Source organism: Ruminococcus sp. RTP21484sp1_RTP21277st1_D2_RTP21277_210401, from assembly GCF_040924225.1.
Lineage (GTDB): Bacteria > Bacillota > Clostridia > Lachnospirales > Lachnospiraceae > Blautia_A > Blautia_A faecis.
Window position 1 is genome coordinate 76195 of record NZ_JBCOMJ010000023.1, and the last position, 7706, is coordinate 83900.

The 7706-nt window shown below is 43.0% G+C and carries 5 protein-coding genes and 1 tRNA gene; all 6 read left to right on the forward strand.

Annotated features, from left to right (window positions below):
• The first annotated feature begins 128 nt into the window (after positions 1-128).
• The 6 genes from rsmI to AB5706_RS15315 all read left to right on the forward strand — a co-directional run bounded on the left by rsmI (position 129) and on the right by AB5706_RS15315 (position 7428).
• Positions 129-974 (forward strand): 16S rRNA (cytidine(1402)-2'-O)-methyltransferase, encoded by an 846-nt coding sequence (gene rsmI / locus AB5706_RS15290; protein WP_173771288.1) that lies wholly within the window; start codon positions 129-131, stop codon positions 972-974.
• 255 nt (positions 975-1229) lie between these two features.
• On the forward strand, positions 1230-3152 hold the full coding sequence (gyrB, locus tag AB5706_RS15295; protein WP_148463034.1) for a DNA topoisomerase (ATP-hydrolyzing) subunit B: 1923 nt from the start codon (positions 1230-1232) through the stop codon (positions 3150-3152).
• A gap of 15 nt (positions 3153-3167) precedes the next feature.
• The gene (gene gyrA / locus AB5706_RS15300) at positions 3168-5720 is read left to right on the forward strand and encodes a DNA gyrase subunit A (protein ID WP_173716663.1); all 2553 of its coding nucleotides are present in this window, start codon (positions 3168-3170) and stop codon (positions 5718-5720) included.
• A gap of 15 nt (positions 5721-5735) precedes the next feature.
• Positions 5736-6293, forward strand: coding sequence for a hypothetical protein (locus AB5706_RS15305; RefSeq protein ID WP_173716664.1), 558 nt, complete (start codon positions 5736-5738; stop codon positions 6291-6293).
• 125 nt (positions 6294-6418) lie between these two features.
• Positions 6419-7156, forward strand: coding sequence for a lysophospholipid acyltransferase family protein (locus AB5706_RS15310; protein ID WP_148463031.1), 738 nt, complete (start codon positions 6419-6421; stop codon positions 7154-7156).
• A 184-nt stretch (positions 7157-7340) separates the two neighbouring features.
• Positions 7341-7428, forward strand: a tRNA-Ser gene (locus AB5706_RS15315).
• The last annotated feature ends 278 nt before the right edge of the window (positions 7429-7706 follow it).

The following is a 7706-nucleotide window of genomic DNA, read 5'->3' on the forward strand; positions in this document are numbered from 1 at the left end:
AGAGGTTGTTTGAAAAGCAGTTTTGCAAGATGAAATGCACATTTTGCGGAAGTTTTTTCGTTACTGTTCACGGATGACGTTTTGTTCAAACAGGCTCTGGTACAGATGATTGCAGAAGGGAGAAAAATATGAGTGGTAAATTATATCTATGTGCCACGCCAATCGGAAATCTGGAGGATATTACGCTTCGCGTGCTCCGTGTTCTGAAGGAAGTGGATCTGATCGCTGCGGAAGACACCCGCAACAGTATCAAGCTTCTCAATCATTTTGACATAAAAACTCCAATGACCAGTTACCATGAGTACAACAAAGTGGAGAAAGCCTACACCCTCATTGAGAAAATGCAGGAGGGTCTGAATGTGGCTCTGATCACAGATGCGGGAACACCTGGAATTTCTGACCCAGGGGAAGTATTGGCTGCTATGTGTTACGATGCCGGAATTGAAGTAACTTCGCTTCCAGGCCCGGCAGCATGCATCACGGCTCTTACCCTGTCCGGACTTTCCACCCGCAGATTTGCATTCGAGGCCTTTTTACCTCCGGATAAAAAAGAGAGGAAAGCCATTCTGGAAGAGTTGAAAAACGAAACCCGCACCATCATCCTTTATGAGGCACCCCATCACTTGGTTGGTACCCTGCAGGAATTGTACCAGGCTCTTGGAAACCGCAGAATGACTCTTTGCCGTGAGCTTACCAAGAAGTATGAAACGGCATCTCGGACAACAATCGAAGATCTGATTGCTTTTTACAAAGATCAGAAGCCCCTTGGAGAGTGTGTCCTGGTGATCGAGGGCAGAAGCCGAAAGGAAATGGAACAGGAGTCACAGGAATCCTGGAGAGACATCTCCATTGAGGAACATATGGCGATTTATGAGAATCAGGGGATCGCACGCAAAGAGGCAATGAAGATGGTTGCAAAGGATCGAGGTGTGACAAAAAGAGATATTTACCAGGCGCTTTTGCTGCAAAAATAGAGAAGAAACTGTTCTGGCAGGTGTTATTCCTGACAAGCAGACATATAGGGGGAGATAAGGCGTATTTTTGACGGATATCCGTTGAAAATACGCCGTTTTTTTTACATCTTGAAATGGCTTTTAACTGGCAAAAACGGGGATTTTGTGCTATAATAAATCTGTATTTTTATGCGCAAAAACAGGAATGAGATCTGGCAGCAGAAATGAGCCGTAAATTCCTGTAACTTTTTAATAGATCATAACAGGAGGAATATCATGGGCGAAACAAATACAGAATACGGAGCGGACCAAATCCAGATTCTGGAGGGTCTGGAAGCCGTACGTAAGAGACCTGGTATGTACATTGGAAGTACATCCAGCCGTGGTCTCCATCATCTTGTATACGAAATCGTGGACAATGCCGTAGATGAGGCACTGGCTGGTTACTGTACAGAAATAAATGTAGCGATCAATCCTGATAACTCCATCACAGTTGTAGACAATGGACGAGGCATTCCGGTAGGAATCAATCATAAAGCCGGCATTCCAGCTGTAGAGGTGGTATTTACCATTCTTCATGCCGGCGGTAAGTTTGGCGGTGGAGGATACAAGGTATCAGGAGGTCTTCACGGAGTAGGTGCATCCGTTGTTAATGCACTTTCTGAATGGCTTGAAGTATCAATCTGCAGAGATGGAAAGAGATATGAGCAGCGTTACGAGCGTGGTAAGACAATGTATCCGCTTAAGGAAGTTGGAGAATGTGGTGATTCTACCGGAACTACTGTTACTTTTCTCCCGGACAAGCAGATATTCGAGGAGACTGTATACGATTACGATATCCTGAAACAGCGTCTCCGTGAAATGGCTTTTCTTACCAAAGGTCTGAAGATCATTCTTACTGACAAGCGGGAAGGTATGGAAAGGGAGAAAACTTTCCACTATGAAGGTGGTATCCGTGAATTTGTAACTTATCTGAACAGAAGTAAAGAAGCTCTTTATCCGGAGATCATTTACTGCGAGGGTGAGAAGGACGGTGTGGCGGTTGAAGTTGCCATGCAGCACAATGATTCTTATACAGAGAATACTTACGGATTTGTAAACAATATTAATACTCCTGAAGGCGGTACCCATATTACTGGTTTCAGAAATGCCATTACAAACACATTTAACGATTACGCCAGAAAGAATAAGCTTCTCAAGGACAGCGAGCCAAACCTTTCCGGTGATGATATCCGAGAAGGCCTGACAGCCATTGTCAGCGTTAAAATTGGCAATCCGCAGTTTGAAGGCCAGACGAAGCAGAAACTTGGCAACAGTGAGGCCAGAGGAGCTGTAGACAGTGTTGTAAGCAAACAGCTGGAGATTTTTCTGGAACAGAATCCTGCTGTAGCCAAGGCAACTGTAGAGAAGTCTGTACTTGCCCAGAGAGCCAGAGAGGCAGCGCGTAAGGCCCGAGATCTTACCAGAAGGAAGTCTGCCCTTGACAGTATGTCCCTTCCAGGCAAGCTTGCCGATTGCTCGGACAAGAATCCGGAGAATTGCGAAATCTATATCGTAGAGGGTGATTCCGCGGGTGGCTCTGCGAAGACAGCTCGTAACCGTGCTACACAGGCTATCCTTCCTCTTCGTGGAAAAATACTGAACGTAGAGAAAGCCCGTCTGGACAAGATTTATGCAAACAAAGAGATCAAGGCTATGATCACAGCCTTTGGTACCGGTATTCATGATGATTTCGATATTTCCAAACTGAGATATCACAAGATCATCATTATGACTGATGCCGATGTTGACGGTGCCCACATTGCCACACTGCTTCTTACATTCCTGTACAGATTTATGCCGGAACTGATCAAGCAGGGCTATGTATATCTGGCACAGCCGCCGCTGTACAAGATCGAGAAGAACAAGAAGGTATGGTACGCTTATGATGACGATGAGCTGAACGCCATCCTTACAGAGATAGGACGAGACTCCAACAATAAGATCCAGCGTTACAAAGGTCTGGGAGAGATGGATGCAGAGCAGCTTTGGGAGACTACCATGGATCCGGAGAAGCGTATTCTTCTCCGCGTTACAATGGATGAGGCAGCTACCTCCGAAATTGACCTTGTATTTACCACACTTATGGGTGACAAGGTAGAACCAAGACGTGAATTTATCGAAGAGAATGCACGCTTTGTAAAGAATCTGGATATCTAGGGGAGATAGAACAATATGGATGACAAGATTTTTGACCAGGTCCATGATGTGGATCTGGAGAAAACCATGAAAGAATCTTACATCGAATATGCTATGAGCGTTATTGCTTCAAGAGCGCTTCCTGATGTAAGAGATGGTTTGAAACCGGTACAGCGTAGAGTGCTGTATTCTATGATCGAATTGAACAACGGTCCGGATAAGCCACATCGTAAATGTGCCCGTATCGTTGGTGATACCATGGGTAAGTATCATCCTCATGGTGACAGCTCTATTTACGGAGCACTTGTAAATATGGCACAGGACTGGTCTTTCCGCTATACTCTTGTTGACGGACATGGAAACTTCGGTTCTGTGGACGGCGACGGCGCAGCTGCCATGCGATACACTGAGGCCCGCCTGAGCAAAATTTCCATGGAGATGCTTGCTGACATTAATAAAGATACTGTAGACTTCCAGCCAAACTTTGATGAAACTGAGAGAGAGCCAAAGGTGCTTCCTTCCAGGTTCCCGAACCTGCTGGTCAATGGTACTACAGGTATTGCTGTTGGTATGGCTACCAATATTCCGCCTCACAATCTTCGTGAGGTTATTAATGCTGTTGTAAAAATTATTGACAATACCATCGAGGAGCAGAGAGAAACCACAATTGAAGAGCTTCTTGACGTTGTAAAAGGCCCGGATTTCCCTACAGGAGCCACTATTCTCGGAAGAAGGGGAATCGAGGAGGCATACCGCACAGGCCGCGGAAAGATCCGTGTACGTGCAGTATCAAATATTGAGACCTTACCAAATGGAAAATCACGTATTATCGTTACGGAGCTTCCCTATCTGGTAAATAAAGCCCGGCTGATCGAGAAGATCGCAGAGCTTGTCCGTGATAAAAAGATTGATGGAATTACTGACCTGAATGATCATTCCAGCCGTGAGGGAATGCGTATTTGTATTGACCTGCGTAAAGATGCCAATGCAAATGTTGTTCTGAATCAGCTGTACAAGCATACCCAGCTGCAAGATACTTTTGGCGTTATTATGCTTTGCGTGGTACCTCAGGGCGACAGCCTTGTACCAAAGGTACTGAATCTGAAAGAACTTCTGGAGCATTATCTGGCTCATCAGGAGGACGTTGTTACCAGAAGAACCAAATATGATCTGAATAAAGCACAGGAACGTGCCCACATTTTGGAAGGCTTGCTGAAAGCCCTGGATAATATCGACGAAGTTATCAGAATCATTCGTGCTGCCCGCAATGTTCAGATTGCGAAGCAGGAATTGATGGACAGATTTGAACTGACGGATGTGCAGGCTCAGGCTATTGTAGATATGCGTCTGAGAGCTCTCACCGGTTTGGAAAGAGAGAAGCTGGAAGCAGAATATGCAGAATTAGAAGAGAAGATCCGCAAATTCCTGGCAATTCTTGCAGACAGAAATCTCCTTCTTCGTGTTGTAAGGGAAGAAATCCTCGCAATCGCTGACAAATACGGCGATGAGAGAAGAACTGCCATCGGATATGATGTCTATGATCTTTCCACAGAAGATCTGATTCCAAGGGAAAATACGGTCATTACTATGACAAAACTTGGTTATATCAAGAGAATGACTGTAGATAATTTCCGCAGCCAGAACAGAGGTGGACGTGGAATCAAGGGAATGCAGACCATCGATGACGATTACATTGAAGAACTGCTTATGACTACTACTCACCATTATCTGATGTTCTTTACCAATACAGGACGTGTATACAGACTGAAAGCATACGAGATCCCTGAGGCAGGAAGAACTGCAAGAGGTACTGCAATTGTCAATCTTCTGCAGCTTATGCCAGGTGAGCGCATTACATCTGTTATTCCTATGCGTAAATTCGAAGAAGGCAAGTATCTGGTTATGGCAACTAAGGCTGGTCTTGTGAAGAAGACACCTATGGAAGAATATGCAAATGTACGTAAGACAGGTCTTGTGGCAATCACACTTCGTGATGATGATGAGCTTATTGAAGTTAAGGCTACAGACGATACAAAAGATATTATGCTTGTAACGAAAGACGGTATGTGCATCCGTTTCAAGGAGACTGATGTAAGAAGTACCGGAAGAAGCTCCATGGGTGTTCGTGGTATGAATCTTGATCCTGGAGATGAGGTTGTGGCAATGCAGCTGAATTCTCAGGGAGATTACCTGCTTGTAGTATCTGAAAATGGTATGGGCAAACGTACAGCTATGAGTGAATTTACCTGCCAGAACCGTGGAGGTAAGGGTGTGAAGTGTTACAAGATCACCGAGAAAACCGGTAATGTGATTGGTGCTAAAGCTGTCAATGAAGAAAACGAGATTATGATGATCACTACAGAAGGAATCATTATTCGTATTACCTGTGCCGGAATTTCTATTCTTGGAAGAATCACTTCCGGAGTGAAGCTGATCAATCTGGATGAGGGTGTAACAGTGGCAAGTCTTGCCAAGGTTCGCGAGAAAGCAGAGGGAAATACGGAGAACGGCAGCAGTGAGGAGCCGACTGAGGAGACTGAGGAAGTTTTTGAAGAAGAGGATTCACAGGATACAAATGATGCAGAATAAAGGAATCTGTGAAGTATGAAAAAAAGAACCAGAATTTTAATCCTGGGTATTGCCATGATGTTTATCATGGCAATGTCCGGATGCGGCGTAAATCATAAATCGCCGGAGGGAGTAGTGGAAGCCCTCATAAAGAATTATGTAAGCGGAAGTGAGAAGAAGGTGAAGCAGTGTTATTCTCAGGAAAAGGATACCAATGAACTTCTGCAGAATGAGATTGATGCTACTTTGAAATATTTTGCTGCTCATAATCCAACAAAAGTAAAGGTGGAACAGTGCGATATTCTTTCCGAAAACGGTGACTATACTTACGTGTACATTATTTACAATCTGGTATTGGAAAATGACCAGGAGTATCCATGCGTAGGAACCTATATGACGGAGAAAAAAGATGGTAAATACTATGTAATGTCACCTTCCGAGATCACAGATGATCTGCGGAATCAGGCTGCGGATGACTATGCCAAGTTTATGACTGCAGATTCTTATAAGACTTATACGAAAGCATACAATGTATTTATCAAAAAGAACCCGGGGTATGAGGAGAAAATTGCGAATAAGCTGGATGCAGAGTAGAAGGGAGGCTGCTGCAGGATGATTGAATCTTGCAGTGGCCCTTTTTCATATCGTGATCTGATATGGGATCGAAAAAATATTTTTATCTCATAGGGGAGTTTTGCATAGAGGAAAGGAGCTTGGAAATGAAAAGAATCATTGTAATGGTACTGAAGAATATTATATTCGTACCATATTATTGGATTATGCTGAACTGGTATGCTGCGCATGTGGATAAATACACAGAGGAACAGCGCTATGCCATGTTGAAAAAAATTGACCATGCAGCTAATCGTGGAGGAAATCTTCATATAGACGGTCATGGAGTAGAAAATATACCTTCGCAAAATGGATTTATGTTTTATCCGAATCATCAGGGATTATATGACGTGCTTGCCATAATGGAGGTCTGCCCGGTACCTTTTTCAGTAGTTGCAAAGAAGGAAGTTGGAAATGTACCGTTTTTGAAGCAGGTATTTTCATGTATGAAAGCATTTTTGATTGACAGGGAAGATATTAAACAATCTATGCAGGTGATCATTAATGTAACGAAAGAAGTAAAAGCAGGAAGAAATTATCTTATTTTTGCAGAAGGGACCAGAAGCAAAAATGGAAACCATCCTCAGGAATTTAAAGGCGGAAGTTTTAAGGCTGCTATGAAAGCAAAATGTCCGATTGTACCGGTTGCATTGATTGATTCTTATAAAGCATTTGATACCGGTTCTGCAAAAATGCTGAATGTTCAGGTGCATTTTCTGAAGCCCATGGAATATGAAGAATATAAAGATATGAAATCAACTGAGATTGCCGCAGAGGTAAAAAGAAGAATTGAAGAGACTATCCGGGCGAATGAAAATAGTAACTGTTCACTTCGTAACCAGTAACCGCTTCGCGATGCACAGAAATCATGCATTCGCATGATTTCGCACCGAAATTCGCATAAAAAATAAAAAAATAAAAAACTTAAAAAAGATGTTGACAAGAAGTGATCTTTTAAGTATAATAACAAATGCGCTACAAAAGATGCGCAACTCCACAATTTAACATTGGTTAAGTAGTTCGGAGACTGGAGAAGTACTCAAGAGGCCGAAGAGGTGCCCCTGCTAAGGGTATAGGTCGTTAACGCGGCGCGAGGGTTCAAATCCCTCCTTCTCCGTTTTTTAATTTTTTTGAATTTTAAATTTAAAAAAATTAAAAAAAGTGGTTGACAAAGCTTCCTACTTGTGATAAAGTAGACAAGTCGTCAACAAAGACAAAAAACTTCATCAAAAAAGTTTTGAAAAAAACTTAAAAAAGTTCTTGACAAACAAAATAAGATGAGGTAAAATAAACAAGCTGTCGCAAAGAAATGACAGCGAAACAACCTTGATAACTAAACAGTGAAACACATACGATTCTCGAAAATTCTTAACGAATCATCATTCAAATGAATGA

Bases quoted from the DNA above. Each gene is read 5' to 3' on its own strand.
- rsmI (WP_173771288.1), top strand. From the start codon at position 129: ATGAGTGGTAAATTATATCTATGTGCCACGCCAATCGGAAATCTGGAG.
- gyrB (WP_148463034.1), top strand. From the start codon at position 1,230: ATGGGCGAAACAAATACAGAATACGGAGCGGACCAAATCCAGATTCTG.
- gyrA (WP_173716663.1), top strand. From the start codon at position 3,168: ATGGATGACAAGATTTTTGACCAGGTCCATGATGTGGATCTGGAGAAA.
- AB5706_RS15305 (WP_173716664.1), top strand. From the start codon at position 5,736: ATGAAAAAAAGAACCAGAATTTTAATCCTGGGTATTGCCATGATGTTT.
- AB5706_RS15310 (WP_148463031.1), top strand. From the start codon at position 6,419: ATGAAAAGAATCATTGTAATGGTACTGAAGAATATTATATTCGTACCA.